A 3515-nucleotide genomic window follows, 5' to 3' on the forward strand; every position below is an offset into this window, starting at 1 on the left:
CCGCGCGGGCGGCGGGGGCCCGGCGCCTCCTCTACACCACCGATCGCCGGGCCCCCGCCGCCCGCGCGGTCCTGGAGGCCGCCGGCCCCGCGCTGGTCGTCACCAGCGATCCCGGCCTCTGGGCCGAGACCAAGACCGCCCGCGCCAAGCTCGGGCCGGTCCACGTCTTCGACCCGACCCACCTCCTCGACACCCCCGACCGGCTCCGCTGGAGCCCCACCACAGGCTGCGAAGCGCGCGACACCGCCGCCGCCCGCGCCGCCGCGCTCCTCGCGCCCGTACGGCCCCTCAGCACCCTCGACTCCGCCACCGCCGACACCGCCGAGACCCTGCTGCGCTGCTGGCTGCACGCCGCGGCCGTGGACGGCCGGCCCTTCCGGCAGGTGCACCGCTGGGCCCAGGGAACGTCGGCCCACGAACCCGTCCGTATCCTCCGGACCAGCCCCAAGGCCATCGGCGGCACCGCGGGCGAACTCGAATCCGCCCTCACCGGGCACCCCGAACGGCGCGACATGGCCCAGGAACTGGCCGCGCGAGCGCTCGGCGCACTGACGTCCGTCCACATCCGGGACGCCTGTAACCCCAATCGAGTCAATTCGCCGGCGCCGGAATCATTCATCGCCGAAGGGGGAACGCTGTACGTGGTGGGTGAGGCGATTGAGGATCCCCGCACCCGCCCGGGTGCGATGCCCTTGCTCACCGCACTCGCCTCAAGCGTGGTCGAGCACGGCCGCCGCATGGCCGCACGGTCATCCTCCGGCCGGCTCGACCCACCACTCACCCTCGTCCTCGACGATGTGGCGGCCGTGGCCCCGCTGCCCGCCCTGCCCGACCTCCTGGAGCACGGCGAGGCACAGGGCCTCCCCACGTTCGCGCTGATGCGCTCCGAGGAGCAGGGCCGGGCACGCTGGCCCCGCCGCACCCTTCCGACCGGGTAGCACGGAAGCCCGACCGGACAGCACGGCAGCCGACGAAGCCACGGCGACAGGGGGCAACGCCATGCACGACACCCTTCTCCTGACCCACACCACGCTCATCGCCGCTCCGGGAACCCGCGGCCCCGAGCAGGACATGACCGTCGTCGTCCACGACGGCCGCGTCGCGACGGTCGGCCGTACGGCCGAGGTCCCCGTCCCGCACAGGGCGCGCGTCATGGACCTCTCCGGGAAGTACGTCATCCCCGGCCTCGTCGACATGCACACGCACAGCCACGGACCGGCCGAACTCGTCGCCCCGCTCTACGCCCTCACCGGCGTGACGACCGTCCGGGAGATGTGGGGCACACCGGCCGTCCGCGCCGGCCGCGACCGGGTCGAACGGGGGGAGTTCCCGGGCCCCCGCTGGGTGATCGGCAGCACCCTCGTCGACGGGCGGCCCAGCCTCTGGACCGAGGACGCCTCGCCGGTCCCGGTCGTCGAGGCGGGCACAGAGAGGGAGGTACGGGAGGCCGTCCGCCGGATCAAGCAGGAGGGCGCGGACTTCATCAAGGTCTACTCGCGGCTGACGCGCGAGGTCTATCTCGCCCTCGCGGACGAGGCCCGGCGACAGGACATCCCGTACGCCGGTCACTGCCCCGACGCCGTGACCGTGACGGAGGCCTCCGACGCCGGTCAACGCACCATCGAACACCTTCACCCCCTTCTCAGCGCGACGAGTTCGGACCAGCCGACGCTCCGCCGCGAGCTGGAGGACGGCCTGAAGGTCGACCCGGCGGAAGCCGGCTCGATCGCCCGCTTCCGCCGCTGGTACCGCCGGGTTCACCAACTGGAGTCGCTCGCGGCCCGCTCCTACGACCCCGACCGGGCCCACCGCGTCTTCGACCGCCTCGCCGCGAACGGCACCTACGTCACTCCGACGCTCGGCATGCACCACGTCATGGAGCGCCCGGACACCCTCCCGAACCGCGCCCCCGAATGGGCCCATCTGCCCGGATGGCTGACCGGCGCATGGCCGAGCCAGTTGGAGGAGCTGATGGGCGGCCGAACGGAGCAGGAGTATGCGAACGTCCGCGATCTAAACGCCCATCACGCGCGGATCGCCGGCGAACTCCACCGCCACGGCGTCCCCCTCCTCGCCGGCACGGACTCCGGGGCCCCCTATCTCGTCCCCGGCTTCGCCCTCCACCACGAACTGGAACACCTCACCCGGGCCGGTCTCGGGACGGCCCAGGCCCTACGGGCCGCCACCACCACGCCGGCCCACGCCCTCGGCCTGGAGGCCGTCATCGGCACGATCGAGCCCGGCAAGGCCGCCGACCTCGTCGTCCTCGACGCCGACCCGCTGGACGACATCCGCAATACGCAGCGCATCGACTCGGTGGTGACGCGTGGCCTCCTGATCGACCGTGCGGAACGCCGACGGATGCTCGCCCACATCGCACAGGCGGCGGCCGAGCTGAAGCCACCGGCGGGCATGGCCTCGTGAGGAGGGCCAAACCGAGGATCGCGATCACCATGGGCCGATGCGAAGCGGACGCCATCCTGCCCTCGGATCTACGGGCACGGCTCGCGGAATGGGGAGAGGCGGTCGGGGCGGCCGAGCAGGCCGACATTCTCGTCACGGGCTGGGGAAGCGCCCCGCTCACGGCGAACCTTCTCGCCCGGACACCCCGTGCACGGGTGGTCCTCCACGCTGCCGGGTCCGTCAAATGGCTGGTCACGGACGCGGTGTGGGAGCGGGGCATCGTGGTCTCCTCCGCCGCCGACGCCAACGCCGGCCCCGTCGCCGACTACGCCCTCGCCGCGATCACCTTCGCGGCGAAGAGGGCGGTGGCGACGGCGTCCGCGTATGCCTCGGGTGCTGTCTGGCCCGGTTTCACGGAGCGGGAGGGGGGCGACGGCCGTACGGTCGGTGTCATCGGGGCCTCACGCATCGGGCGACGCGTCCTGGAGCGGCTGATCACGGCGGGTACGGGCTGTCGGGTGCTTCTCTACGACCCGTATGTGTCCGCCGTCGAGGCAGCGCGGCTGGGGGTCGAGGCCGTGAGTCTCGAGGAACTGTGCGGCAGCAGCAGCGTCATCACACTCCACGCTCCTGAAGTTCCGGAGACCCGGCACATGATGGACGCACGGAGGCTGGCTCTCATCCCGGACGGTGGCACGGTCGTCAACACGGCACGCGGCTCACTGATCGACACAGAGGCGCTGGTACGGGAATGCGCTTCGGGACGGCTCGACGCGTTCCTGGACGTGACGGAACCGGAGCCGCTGCCGGCGGGGCATCCACTGTTCTCCCTGCCGAATGTGCTGGTCACTCCGCATATCGCGGGGGCCCAGGGGAGCGAGGTCCGCAGGCTGGGGAAATGGGTGGTGGAGGAAACGGAACGGTGGGTGCGGGGACTGCCGTTGTCGGGGAGGGTGAGAAGGGAAGACCTTTGCCGACTGGCTTAGCCGTAAATGCAAGAAAGCCCCGGCAGGTATCCCCTGCCAGGGCTTTCTCTTAAAAGGAGTTCGGCGGCGTCCTACTCTCCCACAGGGTCCCCCCTGCAGTACCATCGGCGCTGAAAGGCTTAGCTT

At 71.7% G+C, this 3515-nt stretch carries 2 protein-coding genes and 1 pseudogene; all 3 read left to right on the forward strand.

Translation table 11 applies throughout. The features are described 5' to 3' along the window. A pseudogene (locus K6I33_RS33250) lies at positions 1-938 on the forward strand (type IV secretory system conjugative DNA transfer family protein); the annotation flags it as partial. A gap of 61 nt (positions 939-999) precedes the next feature. Next, positions 1000-2424, forward strand: coding sequence for an amidohydrolase family protein (locus K6I33_RS33255; RefSeq protein WP_229358428.1), 1425 nt, complete (start codon positions 1000-1002; stop codon positions 2422-2424). 29 nt (positions 2425-2453) lie between these two features. Then, positions 2454-3389 carry a hydroxyacid dehydrogenase gene (locus K6I33_RS33260; RefSeq protein WP_229358430.1) on the forward strand — a complete coding sequence of 312 codons (936 nt, stop codon included), beginning with the start codon at positions 2454-2456 and terminating at the stop codon, positions 3387-3389. The last annotated feature ends 126 nt before the right edge of the window (positions 3390-3515 follow it).

The organism is Streptomyces sp. UNOB3_S3 (genome assembly GCF_020740895.1).
GTDB lineage: Bacteria > Actinomycetota > Actinomycetes > Streptomycetales > Streptomycetaceae > Streptomyces.

Coding starts and splice junctions, on each gene's coding strand:
- K6I33_RS33255 (WP_229358428.1), top strand. CDS start 1,000: ATGCACGACACCCTTCTCCTGACCCACACCACGCTCATCGCCGCTCCG.
- K6I33_RS33260 (WP_229358430.1), top strand. CDS start 2,454: ATGGGCCGATGCGAAGCGGACGCCATCCTGCCCTCGGATCTACGGGCA.